The organism is Streptomyces sp. NPDC031445, from assembly GCF_055581365.1.
On sequence record NZ_JBVIJO010000001.1, the window covers coordinates 1430460 to 1455772 of the forward strand.

Sequence of the window (25313 nt, forward strand, 5' to 3'; positions counted from 1 at the left end):
CACTGACCGGTCCGGCCCTCCGGCGGGAGGGCCGGACCGGTCGCGCGTCAGCCGTCGTCGCGTGCGCGCAGCAGCAGCACCGCGACGTCGTCCATCCGCCCCCGGGCCCCCGCGCTGTGCCGGACCACCTCGTCCGCCAGGCTCTCCAGCGGCTGGTCGCCGATCTCCGCGAGCAGCCCGCCGAGGCCGACCAGCGCGTCCTCGATGTCGATGCCCGGGGACTCCACCAGGCCGTCGGTGTACAGCAGCAGCACCGAGCCGGGTACCAGGGCGACCTCGGTCGTCGGATACCGGGCCGAGGCGTCGATCCCGAGGAGCGGGCCGCCGGCCAGGTCCAGCACCCGCACCCGTCCGTCCGGCCGGCGCAGCAGCGGCGGCGGATGACCCGCCCGCGCCATGACGGCCCGCTCGCGCGCCGGGTCCAGCCGCAGATACAGACAGCTGGCGAACAGTTCGGAACCGAGGTCGATGAGCAGCCGGTTGGTGCTGCTCATCACCTCGTGCGGGGCCTGCCCCACCGTGGTGTACGCGCGGACCCCGGTGCGGATCTGGCCCATCAGGCCGGCCGCGGTCACGTTGTGCCCCTGGACGTCGCCGATCACCGCCGCCGCCAGCGGCCGGGTCGGCACCAGGTCGTAGAAGTCGCCGCCGATCTCCATGCCGTGGGTGGCGGGCAGATAGCGGGCCGCCGCCTCGATGCCGGGCGGGGGCGCCAGCGAGTGCGGCAGCAGCGCCTGTTGCAGGCCGTGCGCGAGACGGTGCTTGGCGTCGTAGAGCAGGGCCCGCTCCAGGGCCTGTGCGATCAGCCCGCCGAGCGAGGTCAGCACCGCCCGCTCGTCGGCGGGGAAGACGTGCGGCTCGCTGTAGGCCAGCACACAGGTGCCGACCGGCCGCCCGGACGCGATCAGCGGCAGGTACGCCCAGGCCGCGAAGCCGTCGGGGGTGTGGTGCCGGCTCGGATACAGCCGTTCCAGCTGCTCCCGGGAGTCGAAGAAGGCGGGCACGCCGTTGCTCAGGACGTGCGTGCCCGGGGTGCGCTCGGACAGCGGCAGCCCGTCGAACCGCTCCACGACGTGCGGGTCCCGATAGCCCCGGTGCCCCAGCACGTGCAGCCGCCCGCCCTGCGCCCGCAGCAGCGCCAGCGCCTGGCTGCCGACGGCCGGCACCACCTCGTCCCACACCAGCTGCACCACGTCCCGCACCCCGGCCGCCACGGTCAGCGCGCCCGCCAGGCTCAGCAGCTGGGAGATCGTCACGAGCCGGGACGGGCCCGGGCCCGCCCGCGGGGCCGGGCCCGTCATCTCCGCCACCGCCCGGGCACGGGTGATCCGCATGCTCAGCCCGGTCGTGCTCGGATACATCCGGAACGACAGCCACTCACCCGGCGGGCGCAGCGCCACGAACGACGTCACCTGCTGGCTCACCAGCGCCGCCCGGTAACGGTCCTCGTACATCGGGTCGTTCAGCCAGGGCACCGACACCCAGGGCACCGTGCCCAGCAGTTCCCCGGCGGGCAGGCCGAGCAGTTCGGCGGCGGCCGCGTTCAGGAAGCCGATGCGGCCGCGCAGATCCAGGGAGACCAGTCCGTACGGCAGCCGGGACACCATCCGCGCGGCCTCGACCGAGCCCAGCGTTTCCGCCACGAACGACGCCGGCGCCGCGAGCACGTCCGGCTCGTTCCCGAGGGGACGGTCCTCCCGCGCGGCCCGTTCCAGCCGCAGCGCCAGCCCTGCGCAGGCCGCCGTCAGATGCTCCCGCTCCCGGTCCGACAGCTCCGCGCGCGTGCCCGGCCAGGTCACGAACACCGCGCCGTACACCGTGCGCTCCGTCGCCACGGGCGCGGCGGCCAGCGCGAACGGGTACGGCAGCACCACCGAGATCCTCGGGTAGCTGCGGGCCATCTCCGCCTCGCCGCCCACCCACACCAGCCGTCTCCCCCGCGCCGCGTCCGCGACCGGGATCGGCGCGCTCAGCCCGACCCGCTCCCACGGTGCCGCGAAGGCGCGGGGCATGCCCGCCATGACCGCCATCTCCAGGACCGTCTCGTCGGGCCTGAGCAGGTAGACGGCGCCGGAGTGCGCCTGCACCTGCTCCAGCAGGGTGGCCAGCGCCAGCGACAGCACCGGCTGCCCGGCCGGCGCCGCGCCGGCCGCCGGTGCCCGCCCCGGCTCCGGCCCGTCGGACACGCCGACCACCTCCTCGTACGGCCGCGCGTCGCATCCCGGCCACAAGACTCCCTCGCGGCGGCGCCCCGCGCACGGTGTACGCCCACGGGGCTCCCTTCGCGCCCGCGCGTGCCGAATGGCTCCGAATACCCCGCCCGGCCGTCTCCATGCGCCGGCGCGGAAGGGGAGGGTCTGCCGCGGACGGAGGGGCGGCATCGCCGCGGACGGGAGAACGGCGGACGAGCGCGCCGCGCCGAGGGGCCGGCCGGCGTCCCGGGGCGGCGCCCGGCGGTGGGTGGGAAGCACGGGTGGCGTTCGGGCTTCTTGTGTGCGCCCCCGCCGCGCCCGGATGGCCGAAATGATGCGCATCGGCGCCGGTTCTCGGCCCCGCGCGGTGCCCGAGCGGTCGCGTGCGGGGCGGCGGGACGGGTGACCGCCGGGCGTGTCGGGGATGGGCCGGTGCGGCGCGCCGCGCGTGTCGCCGCCGTCGCCCTACGGTTCCCGCGGTTCCCGCTGGCCGAATCATCACCCCTGATCAGGGGCAGTCCGGCCACCGGGTCTCACAGAGGGGCGGCACACCGGCCCGTGTGCGGGCGCGGCCCGCGCGCCCCGGCCTCCGGCGCACGATGACAGATTTTCTGCGTGTGCTCGGTTTGCGGGGGAGACGCCGGGGCACACGCGGGGGCGACGGACCGGCCGGGGGTCTCGTGTGCGCGGAGGCCCGGAGCAGTGGCCGGGCAGTGACGCAAAAGCACCGCCAGAGTACTCTCCGTTCAACTTCAGGGGGTTGCTTGTGTGTGACTCGCCGTGAAGACTGTGGCCGAGTTCCATCGAAACGAAGGTGTCTCGGGGTACGCATCATGCCAATCGTGGGGCGGCACGCGCTGCGACTGCGTATTCTCACACCTCACAAGCCGGGAGGGTCCCGCGTGAGCCTGCGCGGGAGCTATCGCCGAGGGGGATCTGTTATGTCGGATCGGCGCGCCGCACGACAGCGCTCGCTACGGGGCCGTGGCCGGCCGCGCAGCGGCCACGTCCTACGCCGGATGTGCTGAGGACGCGCCAGATGGCCGGGGGCCGCACCGCACGGGCGGAGACCTCGTCGCCGGTGCCGGGCCTCCCCCGCACGGACTGAGGCCCATCCCACCGATCGCGGGGGCCTGGTCCCGCCGCGCGGGCTGAGACCCCGTCGCAGACGCGGAGGGTCCCCGGCCCACCCGGACACCAGTCCGACGACGGCCGATGCCGTCGCGCCCGAGGAGGACACGGGGGTCACGTTCTTCCCGTCTTCCCGTCCGGATGTCCCGCAGGCGGGGACGCAGCCGTGCCCGGAACCCGCCCGGCCCCCGGCCGGCGGCGGTCCACGGCCTTCCCCGCACGCATGACTCCTCCATGCCCGCACGCGCCAGCAAGGAGACAAGGTGATCAGCAAGCAACCGACGGGCGAACGGCTCCTCCTGGAGGAGTTACCCGACCGCTGGCGTGGCTTACGCGAGGCCGGTCCGGTGCGGTACGACGAGACGCAGGGCGTCTTGCAGGTGCTGGACCACGAGACCGTCGCCACCGTGCTCGCCGATCCGGCGACGTACTCCTCCGACATGTCCTCCCTCGCACCCACCCAGTCCGACTTCGAGACCTTCCGGCAGGGCAACTTCGTCGGCATGGACCCGCCGGAGCACCGCAAGCTCCGCGCCCTGGTGAGCCAGGCGTTCACCCCCCGGGTGGTCCAGGGGCTCGGCCCCCGCATCGAGGCCGTCACCGCCCGGCTGCTGGACGCCGTCGCCGACCGCGACCGGTTCGACCTGGTCGACGCGCTGGCCTATCCGCTGCCGATCATCGTCATCGCCGAACTGCTCGGCATCCCGGCGCAGGAACACCGCCTCTTCCAGGAGTGGGCGAGCGTGCTGTTCGGCGGCGACCAGCTCGGCGAGGCGCCCGACATGGCCGACCTGGAACGGGCACTGGAGGCCATCGCGCCCACCGTGCGCGAGATGAACGGCTACATGCTCGACCACATCCGTGCCCGCCGCGCCGACCCCGGTGACGACCTGACCAGCAGGCTCATCGCCGCCGAGGTGGACGGCGTCCGCCTCGCCGACCAGGAGATGGTCGGCTTCGTGGCCCTGCTGCTGGTCGCCGGGCACATCACCACCACCGCGCTGCTGGGCAACGCCGTCGTCACCTTCGACCGGCACCCCGGCACGAGCGCCGCGCTGCGCGCCGACCCCGCGCGGATCCCGGCCGCCGTCGAGGAGGTGCTGCGCTGGCTGCCCCCGTTCCCGGAGCTGGGCCGCCGCGTCACCCGGCCCGTGGTCCTCGGCGGCCACGAGATCGCGGCCGACACGCTGCTCATGGCCCATCTGGGCGCCGCCAACCGGGACCCCGCCCGCTTCCAGGCGCCCGACGTCTTCGACGTGACCCGGCACCCCAACCCGCATCTGACCTTCGGACACGGCATCCACTTCTGTTTCGGCGCGCCCCTGGCCCGGCTGGAGGCGCGGATCGCCCTGCGGATGTTGCATGAACGATTCCGCATGCTGGCGATCCCCTCCTACGAGGACATCGCCTACCAGAATCCGGCCGTGATCATCGGCGTGCGGCACCTGCCCGTCGAGGTCCGCAGACCGTAGCCCGAGCGCGCCCAGCGCACCGGCCGGCCCCGCCACCGCTCGGACACGGGCCCCGACCGGCACACCCGCACATGAGACCCATCCAACGGGAGTCCCCTTCTCATGCCGTACACCATCCCCACCGCTCCGGCCGCCTCCCGGACGTCGTCCCTGTTACGCCGGGAGATACAGGACCGCCTCGAAGCCCTCGCCCGTGCCCACCGGGTGCCCGGCGCCCAACTGGCCCTGGACACCGGCACGGACGTCATCTCCGTGCACACCGGTACCGCCGACGTCACGACCGGCAGTCCCCTCACCGAGGACACGGCGGTCCCGCTGGGCTCGCTCACGAAGCCCTGCACCGCGGCGCTCGTCATGCTCCTGGCCGACGACGGCGACCTGGACCTGGACGAACCCGCCGCCGCCCACCTCCCCGAGCTCGCCGCCGTACCGGAAGTGACGATTCGTCAGCTCCTGAGCCACACCGGCGGCCTGCCGACCGGACCGGACTCGGACACCGCCGCCTCGACCACCGCCCCCCGCTATCTCGCCGCCGTGTGCACCGCCCGCGACGCGCTGTTCCCGCCGGGGACCGACTTCTCCTACTCCAACGCCGGCTACGTCGCCGCCGGACGCCTGGTGGAGACGGTCACCGGCATGCCCTGGCACGAGGCGGTGAGCGCGCTGCTCCTCGAACCCCTAGGCGTCACGCCCGCGTTCGTCGGCGACCCCGCGCCCGGTCGTCCCACGGCCATCGGGCACGCCGTCAACTCCGCGACCGGGCAGACCCGTCCGGCCCGGCAGAACCTCGCGCCACTGGAGGCGCCGGCCGGAGCGCTGCTCGCGAGCGCCCGGGACCTCGTCGCGTTCGGCAACGCGCTGACCGGCCGCGCGGACCTGCTGCCGCCCGCCGTCGCCAAGGAGATGCGCCGCCCCGAGACCGCCGCCCGGCCGGGCACCCTGGCCGACGGCTGGAGCCCCGGGCTCGCCCTCTACGAGCGGGACGAGCGCGTCTGGTGCGGGCACGACGGCAACGCCCAGGGCACGTCCTGCCATCTGCGGGCCGACCCGGAGAGCGGGGTGGTGGTCGCCTTCACGGGCAACGCCGGGGGCGCCACCGCGCTGTGGCGCGACCTCACGGAGGAACTGGGCCGGCTGACCGGCGTACGGGTGCCCGCCGGCACCCCGGTCGCGGACCGGGGGCGTCCCGTCGCCCTGCCCGAGTGCGCCGGCACCTACCGCAACGGCACCACGACCTATCACATCGCGCCCGGCCCCGACGGCTCGCCCGCCCTGTCGGTGGACGGTGACCTGCCCCTGCCGCTGGTCTGCTACGCCGACCTCTCCTGCGACCTGGTCGATCCCGGCACCGGGCGCCTGGAGCCCGGGGGCCGCTTCCACCGGGATCCGGCCACCGGAAGGATCGAACGGGTGCAGATCTCCGGCCGCACGGCCCGCCGCACCGACCCTGACTGAGCACGGGTGCCCGCCGGTCAGGGGCCGTGGTGCCGGTTCCGCCGGACCGCGCCGGTGCCCTGGCCGACTGGGGCCCCCGGCCGTGAGGCGACGGTGCCGGTTCCGGTCCGGCCGCTGATCCGGTGGCCGGCTCGGGCCTGCTCCCGCCCGGTCCGGGTTCCTCCCGGTGGCCTGGGCGCCGGCCGCCGGGACCGCCCGTCGTCACCAGCTGGGCGGCGCCCCTGAGCGCGCCCTCCGCTCACCCCGGAGCACGCGACCAGCCGGCCCCGGCACGCCGTACCGCACCCCGCACCGCCCGCACCCCCGGTGTGTCACCCCGAGCCCACGCACGGCCCCCCGGTGGGGCCGGGATCGTCCGCGCCGCATCGTCCCGCTCTCCAAAGGACTTCACCCATGACGGACCTGCACGACAAGCCCGCACCGGCGTCCTCCCTGCCACCGCAGGCCGGGCCCGCCGCCGACGCCACGGAGAGCGCGGCCGCTGGGGCGTACCCGACGCTCGGCGAGCTGTTCACCGCGTGGGTGGCCCGCACCCCGGACGCCCCGGCGCTCACCGACGGCCGGCGGACCTGGAGCTACCGCGAACTGGCCGTCCGCGCCGACCGGTTGGCCGTCCACCTGGCCCGAAGAGGAGCCGGCCCCGACCGGATCGTCGCCCTGGTCCTGCCGCGCTCCATGGAGCTGATCGCGGCCGAGCTGGCCGTCGCCCGGGCGGGCGCCGCGTTCCTGCCCGTGGACCCGGCCTACCCCGCCGAGCGCCGGGCGCTGATGCTCGCCGACGCCGCGCCCGCCGTCACCCTCGACGACCCGCGCCGCGTCCGCGAGGTGCTGGACACCGGCGACAGCGGGGGACACGAGGCCGGTGCGGGAGCCCCCGCCGACGCCGACCACGCCGCCTACGTCATCTACACCTCCGGTTCCACCGGTACCCCCAAGGGCGTGACCGTCACCCACCGCGGCATCGGCGGCTTCACCGCGGCCGCCGCCGAGCGGTACGCGGTGGGCCCCGGCGACCGCGTGCTCCAGTTCTCCTCGCCGAGCTTCGACGCCTCCGTGCTGGAGCTGTTCGTCTCCGTGCTGTCCGGCGCCACCCTCGTCGTACCGCCGCACGGCCCCTGGCTCGGTGACGAACTCGCCACCGTCCTCGACGAGCACCGCATCACCCACGCCCTCATCCCGCCGGCCGCGCTGGCCACCCTCCCGGACCCCGCGCGCGGCACCGGCCGCCAGCTGCGCACGCTGATCGTCGGCGCGGAGGCCTGCCCCGCCACGCTGGTCGACCGCTGGGCCCCCGGGCGCCGCATGATCAACTCGTACGGCCCGACCGAGGCCACCATCGTCGCCACCTGGACCGGGCCGCTCACCGCCGGCCAGGGCACGCCGACGATCGGCGGCGCCCTGCCGCACACCCGGGTGCACGTCCTCGACGCCGCGCTGCGCCCCGTACCGGCCGGCGCGGACGGCGAGCTGTTCATCGGCGGCGACGCGGTGGCCCGCGGCTACCTGGGCCGTCCGGGCCTGACCGCGGCCCGGTTCGTGCCCGACCCCTTCGGCCCGCCCGGCGCCCGTCTGTACCGCACCGGGGACCGGGCGCGCTGGACCGACGACGGGGAACTGGAGTTCCTGGGCCGGCTGGACCGGCAGGTGAAGGTCCGCGGCTTCCGCATCGAACCCGGCGAGATCGAGGCGGCGTTGCGCCGCGCGGGCGCCGGGAGCGTCGGCGAGGCGGTGGTCGTGGTCCGGGAGGACGAGCCGGGCCACCGGCGCCTCGTCGGCTACGTCACCCCCGCCGGACAGGGCGCCACCGACCCCACCGCCCCCGCCCCCTCCGGCTCCGCGCGCCCCCTCGACCCGGCGGCCCTCCGCTCGGCCGTGGCCGGCGTGCTGCCCGCCCACATGGTGCCGTCCGCCGTCGTGGTGCTCGACCGGATGCCGCTCACCCCGCAGCACAAGATCGACCGGCGGGCCCTGCCCGCGCCGGGGCGGACCGTCACCGAGGACCGGGTCGCGCCGCGGTCGGCGGGCGAGCGTGCCCTCGCCCGGATCTGGGCGGAGGTGCTGGGAGTCGACGCGGTCGGGGTGACGGACGACTTCTTCGACCTGGGCGGTGAATCGATCCTCGCCGCCCGCGCGCTGACCCGGATCCGGGACGAGCTCGGTGCCCGGCTGACCGTCCGGGACGTCTTCACCGCACGGACGGTCGCCGCCCTGGCCCCCCTGCTGGGCGACCCGTCGGCCGCCGCACCGCCGGAGCCGATACCGCCGGCGCCGGGCGAGGGCACCCTGCCCCTGTCCAGCGCGCAGCGGCGGCTCTGGTACCTCGACGACCTCACCGAGGGCGGCACCGAGTACAACACCGGCGTGTCCCTGCGGCTGCGCGGGCCCCTGGACCCCGACGCGCTGGGCCGCTCCCTGCACCGCCTCGCCGCCCGCCACGCCTCCCTGCGCACCACGTTCACCACGGCCGACGGACAGGGCGCCCAGCGTGTCGCGCCGGAGCCGGACCTGCCCCTGCGCACGGCCGACCTCACCGGCGTACCCGGAGCGCGCCGTGCGGACGCGGCGGAGGCGCTGCTCACCGAGGAGCTGGGCCGCCCCTTCGACCTGGCGGCCGGCCCGCTCACCCGGGCGCTGCTCGTCCGGCTCGCCGCCGAGGACCACCTGCTGCTCCTGGCCCAGCACCACATCGTCACCGACGGCTGGTCGGTGGGCATCCTCACCCGCGAACTCGCCGCCCTCTACCACGCGGAGGTCACCGGCGAACCCGACGGCCTGCCGCGATCCACCGTGCAGTACCCGGACTTCGCCGTGTGGGAGCGGCGGCAGCGCTCCACCGGGGCCGACACGGAGGACCTGGCCTACTGGAGACGCCACCTGGCGGACATGCAGCAGCTGGAGCTGCCCACCGACCGGCCGCGTCCCGCCGTGCGCACCACCGCCGGAGCGGCCCACCGGCACCGGCTCCCCGCCGACCTGGTGAACCGGCTGCGGCAGCTGGCCGCAGGGCGCGGCACCACCGTGTTCACCCTCTTCGCGGGCGCCTCCGCGCTGCTGTTCTCCCGCTACTCGGGCCAGCGGGACGTCGCGTTCGGCACCGTCACCACCGGGCGCGGGCGGCGTGACCTGGAGGACGTGCCGGGCTTCTTCGCCAACACGGTGGTGCTGCGGGGCGAGGTCGACGAACGGGCCACCGTGGACCGGTTCGTGGAAAGCGTGCGGACGACCGTGCTGGACGCCTTCGCCCACGACGGGGTGCCGTTCGACCGGGTGGTCGAGGAGCTGGCACCGCCCCGCGACCCGAGCCGCACCCCGCTGGTGCAGGCCCTCGTCGTGCAGCAGACCGCGCTGCCCGTGCCGCCCCGGTCCGGCGGGCTGCGGCTCACCGAGCACCCGCTGCCCCGCCCCGCCGCCCGCTTCGACCTGGTCCTGGAGTTCTCACCGGAGCAGGACGGCGGCTGCGTGCTGACCGCCGAGTTCAACACGGACCTGTTCGACGCCGCCACCGTGGCCCGGCTGACCGCCCATCTGCACCGCCTGCTGGAAGGCATGGCGGACGGACCGGGCCGCACGCTCGCCGAGCTGCCCATGCTCTCGGCCGAGGAGCAGCGCACCCTCGTCGACGCCTGGAACCCGCCCGCCCACCGCTCCCGGGACACCCGCCACGGCACGCTGCCCGACCTGTTCCGCGCCCAGGCGGCCCGCACCCCCGGCCGTACCGCCGTGATCTGCGGCCCGGACCGGCTGGACTACGCCGAGGTGGCCCGGCGCGCCAACCGGCTGGCCCGGCTGCTCCTCGCGCGCGGCGCGGGCCCGGAGACCCTGGTCGCGCTGTGCCTGCCGCGCACCGCCGACCTCGTGCCCGTGCTGTGGGCCGTGCTCGCCTCCGGCGCCGGCTACCTCCCCGTCGACCCCGGCTATCCGGCCGAACGCGTCCGGCTCATGCTCGACGACGCCCGGCCCGCCCTCGTCCTCGCCACCCGGGAGACGGCCTCCGCCCTGCCCGCCGACTGCGCGTACCTGCCCCTGGAGGACTGCGCCGACCCGGCCGTGCCCGACACGGACCTCACCGACGCCGACCGGCCCCGGCCGCTGCTGCCGGACCATCCCGCGTACGTCATCTACACCTCCGGTTCCACCGGCCGCCCCAAGGGCGTCGTGGTCACCCACCGCACGGTCGCCGCGCTGGCCGCGTGGACGAAGCAGCGGTTCGGGGCCGCCGGCCTGGACCACGTGATCGCCTCCACCTCCCTCAACTTCGACGTCTCCGTCTTCGAGCTGCTGTGCCCGCTGACGGCCGGCGGCACCGTCGAGGTGGTCCCCGGCCTGCCGGCCCTCGCCGACGGCGCCGGCCCCCGGAGCGCCGGGCTGCTCAGCGGCGTGCCGTCCGTCGTCTCCCGCCTGATCGCGGGCGGGACGGCGCCCGTCGGCGCGGACACCGTCGTCCTGGCCGGTGAGGCGCTGCCCGAGCAGACGCTGCGGGACCTGCGCGCCGCCCTTCCCGAGTGCCGTGTCGCCAACCTCTACGGGCCCACCGAGGCCACCGTGTACGCCACCGCCTGGTTCGCCGGTGACCGGCTGCCCGAGCAGGCCCCGCCCATCGGCGGACCCGTGGCGCTCACCCGGGCGTACGTCCTCGACGGCTCCCTGCGCCCCCAACCGGTCGGTGTCACCGGCGAGCTGTACCTCGGGGGCGGCGGCCTGGCCCGCGGTTACCTGCACCGGCCCGGACTGACCGCCGCCCGGTTCGTCGCCGACCCGTTCGGCGCGCCGGGGGAGCGCATGTACCGCACCGGCGACCTGGCGCGCCGCCGTGCCGACGGCGCCCTGGAGTACGTCGGCCGCATCGACCAGCAGGTCAAGGTGCGCGGCTTCCGGATCGAACTGGGCGAGGTCGAGGAGGCGCTGCGCCGCTGCGCGGGCGTCACCGAGGCGGCGGCCACCGTCACCACCGACGCCGACGGCCACCGGAGGCTGGCCGGATACGTCGTCCCGGCCGCCGGGCAGCGCGTCGAACCCGAGGCCGTACGCCGGGAGCTCGGCCGTACCCTGCCCGCCTCCATGGTGCCCTCGGCCGTCGTCGTGCTCGACGCCCTGCCGCTCAACCCGAACGGCAAGCTCGACCGATCCCGCCTCCCCGACCCGGGCCCCGCCGTGCGCGCGGTACGGCACGTCACGCCCCGCACGCCCACCGAACGTACGCTCACCGCGATCTGGGCCGAGGTGCTGCGCGTGGAACGCGTCGGCGTCGACGACAACTTCTTCGAACTCGGCGGCGACTCGATCCTCAGCATCCAGGTGGTGGCCCGCGCCCGGCAGGAGGGGCTGTCGCTGACCTCCCGGGACGTCTACCGGCACCAGACCGTCGCCGCCCTCGCCCGCTGCGCGGACGCCGCCCGCCCCCGCGAGGCCGCCCCCGCCCCGGAGGCGGCCACCGGCCCGGCCCCCCTGACCCCCATCCAGCACTGGCTGTTCGAGACCGCCGCCGAACACGCCGGCCACTACGCCCAGGCGCTGTCCGTGCGCGTGCCGGACGACCTGGACCCGGCGGCGCTGGAAGACGCGCTGAACGACCTGGCCGCCCACCACGACGCCCTGCGCTCCTGCTTCGTCCCCGGCGACGGCGGACCCGGCGTCCGCTGGCACATCGAGGACCGGGCGCCCCGGATCCACCTCGCCCGCCACACCGGCCCGGACACGGACACCCCGCACTTCGGCCCCTTCGACCTCGCCCGGGGCCCGCTGCTGCGGGCCGTGCTGCACGACGACGCGACCGGCCGCCCCCGAACCCTCCACCTCGCCGTCCACCACCTGGTGGTCGACGGGGTGTCCTGGCGGGTGCTGCTGGAGGACCTGGACCGTGCCTACCGGGCCCGCCGGGCCGGCGACGACGGCGCGGCGGCGCTGCCCGCGAAGTCCTCGGCCCTGCGGGAGTGGGCCCGCCGGCTGGCCGCGCACGCGGCGGACGGCGGCTTCGACGACGAACGGGACTACTGGACCCGGGCCGTCCCGCGGACCGGTCCCGTGGCGCCGGCGAACGGCCCCGGCGCGGACGACTCCCGCGCGAACACCTACGCCTCCCAGCGCGCCGTCACCGTGCGCCTGAGCCCCGAGGACACCTCCGCCCTGCTGCGCACCCTGCCCGACACCTACCGCACCCAGGCCAACGACGTCCTGCTCGGCGCCCTCGGCCGGGCCCTGTGCGCCTGGAGCGGCCGGGACCGGGTGGTGGTCGACGTCGAGGGGCACGGCCGCGAGGAACTCTTCCCCGAACTCGACATCAGCCGCACGGTCGGCTGGTTCACCACCCGCTACCCCGTCGCGCTCGCCGTCCCCGAGCACGCCGGCTGGGACGCCGTACTCAAGGGCGTCAAGGAGCAGCTGCGCGCCGTGCCCCGGCACGGCCTGGGCCACGACGCGCTGCGCCACCTGACGGACCCCGCCACCGCCCCGCACACCCCCGAGGCGCAGATCAGCTTCAACTACCTCGGCCGGATGGGGCTGCCGGAGGACCCCGACGGCCTCTACCGGGGCACCGTGCGGCCACTGGAGCTGGACGCCGACCCGGCTGCCGAGCGCCCGCACGCCCTGGAGGTCGTCGGACAGCTCACCGGCGACACACTGGAATTCACGTGGTTCTACTCCGGACGGCTGCACCGGGAGGACACGGTCGCCGAGCTGGCGGGCCGCTTCGCCGACGCGCTCGCCGACCTGGCCCGGTACGCCGCCCGGCCCGGAGCCGCCGGGCGCACCCCGTCCGACTTCCCGCTGGCCCGGCTCGACCAGGCCGCCGTGGACCGGATCACCGGCGCGGACCCGGCGGCGGTCGCGGACGTGTACCCGCTCACGCCCACCCAGGCGGGCATGCTCTTCCACGGCCTGTCCCAGGACGACCGCGGTGTCTACTTCCAGCAGCTGACCTTCGTCCTGGACGGCGTGCCCGACCCGCGGGCCCTCGCCGCTGCCTGGCAGCACGTCACCGACCGCACCGAGGTGCTGCGCGCCGGGGTCGTCTGGCAGGACGTGCCCGAGCCGCTGCTGGTGGTGCGGCGCCACGCGGCCGTACCGGTCACCCACCTCGACTGGCGCGACCTGGCCGACGGCGAGCGCCGCGCCCGGCTGGACGACGTACTGGCCCGTGACCGCGCCGACGGCATCGACCTCGGCCGCGCCCCGCTCCAGCGGCTGCTCCTCGCCCGCCTCTCCGACACCGAGGTGCGCGTGGTGTGGTCCTTCCACCACCTGCTCCTGGACGGCTGGAGCCTGTTCCAGGTGCTGTCGGACGTCTTCGCCCACCACGCCGGCGGCGACGCCGGCGCCCTCCCGGACCGCCCGCCCCACCGCGACTACGTCGGCTGGCTGCGCGGGCGCGACCCGGGCGCCGCCGAACGGCACTGGCAGCGCCGCCTGTCCGGCCTGACCGAGGCCACCCCGCTGCCGTACGACCGTGAACCGCGCGAGGCCCACCGCGCCGAGTCCACGCACGCCGTCCGGGCGACGCTGCCCGCGGCCACCAGCCGGGCGCTGGAGGAGCTGGCCCGGACCTCCGGCCTGACCCTCAACACCCTGGTGCAGGGCGCCTGGGCGCTGCTGCTGGCCCGGCAGTCGGGCCGGGACGAGGTGGTGTTCGGCACCACCGTGTCCGGACGGCCGCCCGAGCTGCCCGGCGCCGAGGCCATGACCGGCCTGTTCATCACCACCCTGCCCAGCCGCGTCACCGTCCCGGCGACCGGCACCCTGCTCGGCTGGCTGCGCGCGCTCCAGCAGGACCAGAGCGAGGACCGGCGCTTCGACCACCTGCCGCTGACCCGGATGCGGGCGTTCACCGCACTGCCCGAGCGGGTGGGCCTGTTCGACAGCATCGTCGTCTTCGAGAACTACCCGGTGGACGACGGCCTCGCCGCCGCCCACGGACTGCGCCTGAGCGGCCTGGAGGGCATCGAGACCACCAACTACCCGCTGAGCCTCACCGCTTACCCGGGCAGCGAGCTGACCCTGCGCCTCGGCTACGACCCCGAGCTGTTCGACGAGGGAACCGCCGAGCGGATGGCCGAGTACCTGACCGCCCTGCTCGCCGGGATGCCCACCGGCTCGGCCCGTCCGCCCGCCCGGCTCCCGCTGCTCACCGCGGACCGCCGCGCACAGGTGCTGCGCGACTGGAACGACACCGCCACCGATCTGCCCGGCGCCACCGTCGCGGACCTCTTCGCCGCGCAGGTGCGCCGTACGCCCGGCGCGGTCGCCGTGGAGGCCGGCGCCGAGCGCCTGACGTACCGGGAACTGGACCAGCGGGCGGCGGAGTTGGCGGCCCGGCTGGCAGGGCTGGGGGTACGTCCGGAGTACCCGGTCGGGGTGCTCATGGACCGCCGCGTGGAGCTGATCGTCACCCAGCTGGCGCTCGTCCGCACCGGCGGGGTGTACGTGCCGCTGGACGGCCGGGCCCCCGTCGAGCGGCTGCGCCGGACGCTCACCGAGGCCGGGGCCCGGCTGCTGCTCACCGACGCCGGGTGGGAGGAGACGGCCCGGGAGGCGCTGCCCGGCGACGGCGTCCTGCGTGTGGACGACACCTCCGGCACCGACGGCCCCGCGGCCCCCGCCCACGCCGTCCACCCCGACAACGTCCAGTACCTGATGTTCACTTCGGGCTCCACCGGTACCCCCAAGGGCGTCGCGGTGCGTCAGCGGGACGTCGCCGCGCTCGCCCTGGACCGGGCGTTCGCCGGGCACGACCGGGTCCTCGTGCACTCGCCGCACGCCTTCGACGCCGCCACCTACGAGGTGTGGGTGCCGCTGCTGCGCGGCGGTACGGCCGTGCTCGCCCCGCCCACCGACCTGGACGCCGCCCTGGTCCGCCGGGCCGTCGCGGAGCAGGGCGTCACCTGCCTGTGGCTGACGGCGGGACTGTTCCGTCTGCTGGCCCAGGAGGACCCCGGCTGCCTGCGCGGAGCACGTGAGGTGTGGACGGGCGGCGAGGCCGTGCCGGGCGCGGTCGTGCGCCGGGTGCTGGACGCCTGCCCCGGACTGACCGTCGTGGACGGCTACGGCCCCACCGAGACCACCACCTTCGCCACCCGCCGCGCCTTCCGCTCCGGCGACCCGCTGCCCGCCGTGCTGCCCATCGGACGCCCGCTGGACAACACCCGCGTATACGTCCTGGACGCCGCCCTCCAGCCGCAACCGCCGGGCGTACCGGGCGAGTTGTACGTCGCGGGCGCCGGACTGGCACGGGGCTACGCGGGCCGGCCCGGGGCGACCGCCGCGCGCTATGTCGCCGACCCCTTCGGCCCGCCCGGCACCCGGATGTACCGCACCGGCGACGTCGTGCGCTGGAGCGCCGACGGCGAGCTGCACTTCGTCGGCCGCGCCGACGACCAGATCAAGATCCGCGGCTTCCGCGTCGAACCCGCCGAGATCGAGGCCCGGCTCACCGCCCACCCCGGCGTCGCGGAGGCCGTCGTCGCCCTGTACGAGGACGCCGGGCGCAAGCGGCTGGCCGCCCACCTCGTGCCGGCCGGGGGCGCCGAGGTGCCGTCCGCCGCCGAGCTGCGCGCCCACCTCGCGGCCGGACTGCCCGACTACATGCTGCCCGCCGCGTTCGTCACCGTGCCCGAGCTGCCGCTGACCGCCAACGGCAAGGTCGACCGGCGGCGGCTGCCCGCCCCCGACTGGTCGGGGGGCGGCGAGCGGGCCCACCGGGCACCGCGCACCGAGACCGAGCGCGTCCTCGCCGGGATCTGGGCCGAGCTGCTCGGCCTCGAACAGGTCGGCGTCGACGACAACTTCTTCATGCTGGGCGGCGACTCCATCCTCAGCATCCAGGTGGTCTCCCGGGCCCGGGCCGCGGGGCTCACGCTCAGCCCGCGCGATCTCTTCCGGCACCCCACGGTGGCCGAACTGGCCGCCGCCGCCGGCGGTGCCGCGCCCGCCGTCGCCGGTACCGGGCCGGTCGCCGGACCGGCGGACCTCACCCCCATCCAGCACTGGTTCCTGGACCCCCGCCCCGCGCACCCCGACTTCTTCAACCAGTCCGTCGTCATCGAGACGGCGGGCCCGGTGGACGAGGACGCCCTGCGCCGCGCCCTGACCGCGCTGTGGACCCACCACGACGCCCTGCGCGCCCGGTTCCTCCCCGACGCCGACGCCGACGGCGCCGGCCGGCGCCAGGACGTCGCCGCCGCCGACAGCCCGGTCCCCGACCTGCTCCAGGTCCACGACGCCCGCGCCGAGGAACTCGTCACGGCGGCGGCCCACGCCGGACTCCGCCTGGACACCGGCCCGCTGTTCACCGCCCGCCTCTTCACCGCCGACGGCCCCCGCCCCGCCCGGCTGCTGCTGATCGCCCACCACCTGGTGGTCGACGGGGTCTCCTGGCGGATCCTGCTGGAGGACCTGGAGACCGCCTACCGGCAGGCCGCGTCCGGACAGCCCGTACGGCTGCCCGCGCGCACCACCTCCGCACAGGAGTGGGCCCGCCGGCTGCGCGAGCACGCCGACGTCTTCGCCGCCGGGCGCGCCCACTGGGAGCAGGCCGCCCGGGCCTGCGCCGTCCCGCTGCCCGTGGACGGCGACGGCGGCACCACCACGGCCGGCACCCGGGAGGTGACCGTACGGCTGGACCGCGACCGCACCGACGCCCTCCTGCGCCGTGTCCCCGGCGTCTACCGCACCCGCGTCGACGACGTCCTGCTCACCGCGCTGGGCCGGGTCCTCGCCGACTGGACCGGACGCGACACCGTCGCCGTCGGCCTGGAGGGGCACGGCCGCGAGGACCAGCTGTTCGAGGACGTCGACCTGTCCCGCACGGTCGGCTGGTTCACCTCCCTCCACCCGGTCGCCCTCACCGTCCCGGCCGGGGACTGGGGCACCGCCCTGAAGTCGGTGAAGGAGCAGCTGCGGGCCGTGCCCGACCGGGGACTCGGCTACGGCGTCCTGCGCCACCTGGCCCGCGACGCCACGCTCACCGGCACGCCCGCGCCCGGCATCAGCTTCAACTACCTGGGGCGCTTCGACTGGTCCGCCGAGGGCGGCACCCTGATCGGGGCCGTGCCCGGCGGCCTGGGCGGCGCGGAGGCGCCCGGCACCGAGCGGCCGCACCTGCTGGACGTCGTGGCCCGGGTCGAGGACGACCGGCTGGAGATCACCTGGTACTACAGCGCGGGACGGCACCGCGAGGAGACCGTCGCCGCGCTCGCCGAGGGCATGCTGCGGGCCCTCGGTGACATCGTCGCCCACTGCGCCCGCCCCGAGGCCGGCGGCCGGACCCCGTCGGACTTCCCGCTGGCCCGCCTCGAACAGGCCGCAGTGGACCGGATCGCCGGGGACGGCCGGGACGTCGCCGACATCTACCCGCTGACGCCGATGCAGGCCGGCATGCTCTTCCACAGCCTGCTGGAGCCGGCCGCCCGGACCTACGTCAACCAGGTGCAGCTGGTGCTGTCCGGCGTCACCGACCCGCACGCGCTCGCCGAGGCGTGGCAGCACACCGCCGACGCCAACCCGGTGCTGCGCACCCGCCTGGTGTGGCAGGAGACCCCGGAACCGCTCCAGGTGGTCCGGCACCGGGCCACCGTGCCCGTCACCCACCTCGACTGGTCCGGGTGGCCCGCCGGCCGCGAGGCACGCGAGCTGGACCGGCTGCTCGCCGAGGACCGGCGGACCGGCATCGACCTGGGCACCGCGCCCCTGATGCGGCTGACGCTGATCCGGCTGGCAGCGGACCGGGTCCGCCTGCTGTGGACGTTCCACCACGTCCTGCTGGACGGCTGGAGCGCGGCCCAGGTCTTCGACGAGGTGTGCGAGCGGTACGCGGCCCTCGTCTCCGGGCGCCGCCCGCAGGTGCCCGAGCGCCGGCCCTTCGCCGACCATGTGCGCCGGCTGGCCGGGCGGGACACCGGCCCGGCCGAACAGTACTGGCGGGAGGCCCTCGCCGGGTTCCAGGCCCCCACCGAGCTGCCGCGCGACCGGCGGCCCGCCGAGGCCCACCGCGCCTCCTCCTCCGGGTCGGTGCCGATGACCCTCTCCCCGGACGTCTCGGCGCGCCTGCGGGAGACCGCCCAGCGGGCCGGGCTGACCCTCAACACGGTCCTCCAGGGCGCCTGGGCGCTGCTGCTGTCCCGCTACGGGGGCGGCGACGACGTCGTGTTCGGTACGACCGTCTCCGGGCGGCCCGCCGACCTGCCGGGCGTCACCACGATGGTCGGCCTGTTCATCAACACCCTGCCCACCCGGGCCCGCGTCGACGGGCGGCGGCCGCTGCTGGACTGGCTGCGCGACCTGCAGTCCGCCCAGTCCGAGGCCAGGCGCCACGACTTCGTCTCGCTGGCCCAGGTGCAGTCGTGGAGCGACGTGCCCGGCGGCACCGGCCTGTTCGACTCCATCGTCGTCTTCGAGAACTACCCCTTCGACGAGGGCGCGCTGGCCCGGCACGGCCTGGCCATGGAGCAGGAGCGGGACCTGGAGCCGACCAGCTACCCGCTCAGCGTGGTCGTCGAGCCCGGGGACACCCTGACCGTGCACCTGGACTACGACCCGGCCGCGTTCGACACCCTGACGGTGGAAGGGCTCGGCGAGAGCCTGCGCACCCTGCTGACCGGCATGGCCACCGACCCCGGCCGCCGCCTGGCCGACCTGCCGCTGCTGGACCCGGCCGCGGGGCGCGCGCTGGCCGGCCGGTTCGGCGGCCGGGTCGCCGAGGCACCGCCCGACACGCTGCCCGGGGCGTTCCGGCGCCAGGCCGAGCGCACCCCGAACGCCCCGGCCGTCCGCCACGGCGACACCTGCCTCACCTACCGCGAACTCGACGCGCGCTCCAGCCGGCTGGCCCGGCGGCTCATCGCCGCCGGCGCCGGACCCGAGCGCTTCGTCGCCCTGTGCCTGCCCCGCACCGCCGACCTGGTCGTGGCCCTCCTCGCCGTGCTGAAGAGCGGCGCGGCCTATCTCCCGGTCGACCCCCAGTACCCGGCCGAGCGCGTCGCGTTCCTCTTCGAGGACGTACGCCCCGACGCCGTCATCACGGCCACGCAGACCGCCGGCCGGCTGCCCGAGGGCCCGTTCACCCGCATCCTGCTGGACGCGGCCCCGGGCGCCGACGAAGTGCCGGACACCCCGGTCGGGGACGGCGAACGGCGCGGCCCGCTGCTGCCCGCACACCCCGCCTACGTCATCCACACCTCCGGTTCCACCGGCCGGCCCAAGGGCGTCGTCGTCAGCCACGCGTCCGTGCTGGCCCTGACCGACTGGGCGGCGGCCGAGTTCACCGGCCGGGGCCTGGCGCACGTGGTGGCCTCGACCTCGCTCAACTTCGACGTGTCGGTGTTCGAGATCTTCTCCCCCCTGCTGTCCGGCGGCTGCGTGGAGGTCGTCCGCGACCTGCTGGCCCTCGCCGAGCGTCCCGGACCCTGGCGGGCCGGACTGCTCAGCGCGGTGCCGTCGGCCCTGGACCGGCTGCTCGCGGAGGACGCCGTGCGGATCACCGCGGACACCGTCGTCCTCGCGGGGGAGGGGCTGCCCGCCCGGACCGTGCGCCGGGTCCGCGACGCCGTCCCCGGCAGCCAGGTGCGCAACATCTACGGCCCCACCGAGGCCACCGTCTACGCCACCGCCTTCACCTGGGACCCGGCCGACCCCGACCGCGACCCGCCGATCGGCCGGCCGCTCGGCGGGGCCCGCGCCTACGTCCTGGACGAGCGGATGCGCCCGGTACCCGTCGGCGCCCCCGGCGAACTGTTCCTGGCCGGAACCGGCGTCGCCCGCGGCTATCTGCGCCGGCCGGGCCTGACCGCGAGCCGCTTCCTGCCCGACCCGTTCGGGCCGCCCGGCAGCCGCATGTACCGCACCGGCGACCTGGTGCGCTGGACGGCCGACGGCGACCTCGTCTACCTCGGCCGCGGCGACGACCAGGTCAAGGTGCGGGGCTTCCGCATCGAACTCGGCGAGGTGGAGGCCGCGCTGGCCCGCCACCCGGCCGTGGCGGCGGCAGCGGCCCGGGTGGTGGAGGACGCCGGCCACCGCCGCCTGGTCGGTTACGCGGTGCCCCGCGAGGCGGCCCTGCCGGACCCCGCCGAACTGCGTGCCTTCCTCGCCCGCGGCCTGCCCGACCACCTGGTGCCCGCCCTCGTCGTCCCGCTGGAGCGGCTGCCCCTCGGGGCCACCGGCAAGCTCGACCGGCGGGCGCTGCCCGCGCCCGAGTGGGCCGCCACGGCCAGCGGTGAGACGGGCCGGCCGCCGCGCACCGAGGCCGAACGCGTCCTCGCGGACATCTGGTCCCAGGTGCTCGGCGTGCCCGACGTCGGCGCCGACGACAACTACTTCACGCTCGGCGGCGATTCCGTCCTCGGCATCCAGGTCGTCTCGGCGGCCCGCCGGGCCGGGCTCGTCCTGACCCCCCGGCACCTGTTCACCCACCAGACCCTCGCCGACCTGGCCGCCGTCGCCGAACGGGCGCCGGACGGGCAGCGTCCCGGCGCCGCGGCCACCGCCGAGCAGGGCCCGGTGACCGGCGACGCCCCGCTCACCCCCGTACAGCACTGGCTCCTCGGCACCCTCACCGGCGACCCCGCCCACTTCAGCCAGACGGTCGGCTTCGAGCTGGCCACGGACCCGGACGAGGACCTGCTGCGGGCCGCCCTGGCCGCCGTACTGGAGCACCACGACGCGCTGCGGCTGCGCTTCGAGCCGTGCGGCGACGGTCGCCGGCGGCAGTACGGCGCCGCGCCGGGGCAGGAGGTCCACCTGGAAGTGCACCGGGGGACCGCGCCGCAGGAGGTGGCCGACGCGCTCGGCGCCGGGTTCGACCTGGCCGGCGGGCCGCTGCTGCGGGCCGCGCTGTGCCTGCCGGACGACGGCGGCAGCCGGCCGGTGCTGCTGCTGGCCGCCCACCACCTCGTCGTGGACGCCGTGTCCTGGCGGCTGCTCCTGGAGGACCTGGAGCACGCCCACCGCGCCCTGCGGAACGGCGAGCAGCCCGGTCTCGGCGCCAAGAGCACCTCGTTCCGGGACTGGGCCCGGCGGCTCGCCGCGCACACCGAGGCGGGCGGCTTCGACGGCGAACTCGCCCACTGGCAGGGCCTGGACGCCCCCGTCGCGCTGCCCGCCGACCACCCCGGCGGCGCGAACACCGTCGCCGACGAGGACAGCGTGACCGCGGGACTCGACGCCGACGAGACACGCCGGCTGCTCCAGGACGTGCCGGAGGTGTACCGCACCCGCGTCAACGACGTCCTGCTGTGCGCGCTGGGCCGGGTCCTGGCCCGCTGGACCGGCCGGGACCGGGTGGCGGTGACCCTGGAGGGCCACGGCCGCGAGGAGCTGTTCGAGGACGCCGACCTCGCCCGGACCGTCGGCTGGTTCACCGCGATGTACCCGGTCGCCCTGGACGTGCCCCGGGACGCCGGCATGGGCACCGCGCTGAAGACCGTCAAGGAGAACCTGCGGGCCGTACCGAACGGCGGACTCGGCTACGGCGCCCTGCGCTTCCTGCACCCCACGGCCGGAGCCGGGCTGCCCGGCCTGCCGCCGGTCTGCTTCAACTACCTGGGCCGGCAGGACGGCACGCCCGCCCCCGGCGGCCTGCTGCACGCACCCCACGGCGCTCTCACCGGCGGCATGGACCGCTCGGCGGACCGGCCGTACCTCCTCGACGTCCTCGGCCGGGTCGCCGACGACCGGCTGGAGTTCACCTGGTCGTACTCGCGGGAGGTGCACCGGCGCGAGACCGTCGCCCGGCTGGCGGCCGAACTGGCCGACGAACTGCGCGCGATCGTCCGCCACTGCGCCGAACCCGGCGCCGGCGGCCGCACCCCCTCCGACTTCCCGCTCGCACCGCTGGACCAGACGGCGGTCGACCGGCTCGCCGGCAGCGGAGCCGACGTCACGGACGTGTATCCGCTCACGCCCACCCAGACCGGCATGGTGATGCACGGCCTCGACGACGCCGAACACGGCCTGTACGTCGAGCAGATCACCTTCGTGGCGGACGGCGCCCGCGACCCGGGCACCCTGGCCGCGGCCTGGCGGCACGTCGTCGAGCGCACCCCCGTGCTGCGCACGTCCGTCGCCCTGCACGGCGTCCCCGTGCCGCTCCAGGTCGTCCACCGGAGCGTGACCCTGCCGGTCACCGAACTCGACTGGAGCGGGCTCCCGGCGGACCGGCGGGACGCGGAACTGGAGCGCCTGCTCGCCGACGAGCGGGCCCGGGGCGTCGCCCTGGACCGGGCCCCGCTGCTGCGGCTCGCCCTGGTCCGGCTCGGCCCCGACGCGGTGCGCGTGGTGTGGACCTTCCACCACGTCCTGCTGGACGGCTGGAGCGTCTTCCACGTCCTGTCCGACGTCATGAACGCGCACGCCGCCCTCACCCGGGGCGAGCCGCCCCGGCTGCCCGAGCGCAGGCCGTTCGCGGACTACGCGGGCTGGCTGGCCGCCCGCGACACCGGCCCGGCGCTGGACCACTGGCGCGCTGTCCTGGCCGGCTTCGGCACGCCGACCCCGCTGCCCTACGACCGCAGGCCCGCCCCGGGCACCACGGCCCGCTCCGGGACCTGGCTGTCGCAGCGGCTCGACGCCGAACGGACCCGGCTGCTCCAGGAGTTCGCCCGCCGGCACCGGCTCACCCTCAACACCGTCGTGCAGGGCGCCTGGGCGCTGCTGCTGGCCCGGTGGAGCGGGGAACGGGAGGTGTGCTTCGGCACGACCGTCTCCGGGCGGCCCGCCGACCTGCCGGGCGCCGACGGCATCACCGGCCTGTTCATCACCACGCTGCCCGCCCGGACCGCGGTCGACGGCGCCGCCGACTGCGCCGGCTGGCTGCGCGCGGTGCAGGAGGCCCGGTCCGAGGACCGCCGCCACGACCACCTGCCCCTCAACACGCTGCACACCCTCGGTGAACTGTCCCCCGGCGAGGCGTTGTTCGACAGCCTGGTGGTCTTCGAGAACTACCCGGTCGGCGACGCGACCGCCGGTGCGCACGGGCTCGCCCTGCGCGACCTGGACGCCCGGGAGGCCACCAACTACCCGCTCACCGTGGTCGTCTCGCCCGGCGACCGGCTGGCCGTCGAACTCGGCTACGACCCCCGGTACTTCGACGCGGCCACCGCCGAGTCCCTGGCCGGACAGCTGCTGCACACCCTCCACGCCCTGGCCGCCTCGGACGGCACCGCCCGCCTGGACGACATCGACGTACTGCCGCCCGGGCAGCGCGACCGGCTGCTGCGCGGCCCGGCCCGCCCGGCGCCCGCCCCGGTGCCCGCCGCCACCCTGCCCGCGCTGGTGGAAGCCGCCGTCGACCGGTGGCCCACCGCGCCCGCGCTGGACGCGCCGGGCACCCTCCTCACCTTCGCGCAGGCCGAGGCGCGGGCCAACCGGCTCGCCCACCGGCTCATCGCCCGGGGCGCCGGCCCCGGCGACCTCGTCGCGCTGCTGCTGCCCCGCTCGGCGGACATGGTGCTGGCCCAGCTCGCCGTGACCAAGGCGGGCGCCGCGTTCCTGCCCGTCGACCCCGCCTACCCGGAGGAGCGCATCGCCCTGATGCTGCGCGACGCGGCCCCCGCCCTCACCCTGGACGCCAAGGAGGTCGCGGACCTGCTCGCCGCCCCGCCGGACGACGTGCCGGCACACCGGCCGGGCGACGCCGACCGGACCCGCCCGCTCGACCTGGACGACCCGGCCTACGTCATCTACACCTCCGGCTCCACCGGCACCCCCAAGGGCGTCGTCGTCACCCACCGCGGGCTCGCCGCGTTCTCCGCCGCCGAGGCCGCCCACTACCAGGTGAGCGCGGGGGACCGGGTGCTGGCCTTCGCCACACCGAGCTTCGACGCCTCCGTGCTGGAGCTGTGCATGTCCCTGCCGCACGGCGCCCGGCTCGTCGTCCCCCCGCCGGGACCGCTGCTCGGCGCCCAGCTGGCCGACGCTCTGCGGGCCGGACGCGTCACGCACACCCTGCTGCCCCCGGCCGCGCTCGCCACCCTGCCCGCCGGCACGCCCGGCACCCTGCCCGACCTGAAGACGCTGATCGTCGGCGCCGACGCGTGCGGGGCCGAACTCGTCGCCCGCTGGGCACCGCACCACCGCATGGTCAACTCCTACGGCCCCACCGAGGCCACGGTCGTCGCCACCTGGTCGGCGCCCCTGAAGGCGGACGGCGCCGCACCGCCCATCGGCCGCCCGCTGCCCGCCACCCGCGCCTACGTCCTCGACGCCCGGCTGCGGCCCGTCCCCGACGGCGTCACCGGTGAACTGTGGCTGTCCGGGCCGGCGCTGGCCCGCGGCTACCTCGGCCGGCCCGGGCTGACCGCCGACCGGTTCCGCGCCGACCCGTTCGGGCCGCCCGGCACCCGCATGTACCGCACCGGCGACCTCGTGCGCCGCGACAGCGCGGGCGAACTGCACTACCTGGGCCGCACCGACCACCAGCTGAAGCTGCGCGGCCACCGCATCGAGGCGGGCGAGGTCGAGGCCACCCTGGTCCGCCATCCGGGCGTGCTGGACGCCGTGGTGACCGTACGCGAGGACGAACCGGGCCTGCCCCGGCTGGTCGCCCACCTGCTCACGGCCCCGGGCGCCGAACCGCCCACCGCCGCCGCACTGCGCGAGCTGGCCGCCCGCTCCCTGCCCGCCCACATGGTGCCCTCGGCGTTCGTGGTGCTGGACCGCTTCCCGCTCACCGGGAACGGCAAGACCGACCGGGCCGCCCTGCCCGCCCCGGCGCCGGCCGAGGAGCGCGCACCGTCCGAGTACGTTGCACCGCGCACGCCCACCGAGGAGGCGCTCGCGGCTCTATGGGAGGAGGTCCTCCAGACGCCCGTGGGCGCCGAGGACGACTGGTTCGTGCTCGGCGGCGACTCCCTGCGCGCCCTGCTCGTCGCCTCCCGCGCCAACGACGCCTTCGGCGTCACGCTCACCCCCCGCGACGTCCTGGTCTCCCGCACGGTCGCCGCCCTGGCCGACCTCGTGGAGGAACAGGTGCTCAGTGAGCTGGAGGGCGCCGCGTACGGCGACGACCCCGCGGACCGCCCCTACGAAGCCGACGCCGAAGACGCCGCTGCCGGCGGCCACGACCACGAACGGTGAG

4 protein-coding genes are annotated in these 25313 nt (G+C 76.2%); 3 read left to right on the forward strand and 1 reads right to left on the reverse strand.

Annotation, left to right across the window (positions count from 1 at the left end; genetic code table 11):
• Nucleotides 1-47 precede the first annotated feature (47 nt).
• Nucleotides 48-2186, reverse strand: coding sequence for a SpoIIE family protein phosphatase (locus ACZ5DC_RS06130; protein WP_468649827.1), 2139 nt, complete (start codon nucleotides 2184-2186; stop codon nucleotides 48-50).
• A 1400-nt stretch (nucleotides 2187-3586) separates the two neighbouring features.
• On the opposite strand from ACZ5DC_RS06130, the gene ACZ5DC_RS06135 reads away from it, so the two are divergent.
• From ACZ5DC_RS06135 to ACZ5DC_RS06145, 3 genes are all read left to right on the forward strand, one after another.
• The gene (locus ACZ5DC_RS06135) at nucleotides 3587-4795 is read left to right on the forward strand and encodes a cytochrome P450 (RefSeq protein ID WP_468649829.1); all 1209 of its coding nucleotides are present in this window, start codon (nucleotides 3587-3589) and stop codon (nucleotides 4793-4795) included.
• 102 nt (nucleotides 4796-4897) lie between these two features.
• Entirely contained in the window at nucleotides 4898-6250 is a 1353-nt protein-coding gene (locus ACZ5DC_RS06140) for a serine hydrolase domain-containing protein (RefSeq protein ID WP_468649831.1), read from the forward strand.
• 393 nt (nucleotides 6251-6643) lie between these two features.
• Nucleotides 6644-25312, forward strand: coding sequence for a non-ribosomal peptide synthetase (locus tag ACZ5DC_RS06145; protein ID WP_468649833.1), 18669 nt, complete (start codon nucleotides 6644-6646; stop codon nucleotides 25310-25312).
• Nucleotide 25313 lies beyond the last annotated feature (1 nt).